Source organism: Pseudomonas sp. AC083, assembly GCF_979253165.1.
This window is the reverse complement of record NZ_CEEDDH010000130.1, coordinates 1-273: the sequence shown is the minus strand read 5'-3', so window position 1 is coordinate 273 and position 273 is coordinate 1. Positions and strand designations below refer to the sequence as shown.

The 273-nt window shown below is 44.7% G+C and carries 1 protein-coding gene; it reads left to right on the top strand.

From position 1 onward, the window contains the following. Nucleotides 1-16: 16 nt before the first annotated feature. On the top strand, nt 17-273 hold a 257-nt coding region (locus tag AC0IXA_RS27470), incomplete at its 3' end, for an adaptor protein MecA (RefSeq protein ID WP_471814908.1).

The window sequence follows — 273 nt, the reverse complement described above, 5'->3', positions numbered from 1 at the left end:
GGCAGGAGGGAACGTTATGCGACTGGAGCGTCTGAATTATAATAAAATCAAAATTTTTCTCACACTAGATGACCTGACAGACCGAGGTCTTACGAAAGAAGACCTTTGGAAAGATTCGTTCAAAGTCCATCAGCTGTTTAAAGACATGATGAACGAGGCGAATCAGGAGCTCGGTTTTGAAGCGAATGGACCGATTGCTGTTGAAGTATTTTCTCTTCAGGCGCAGGGGATGGTCGTCATTGTCACAAAGAGTCAGCAGGAAGATGCTGATGA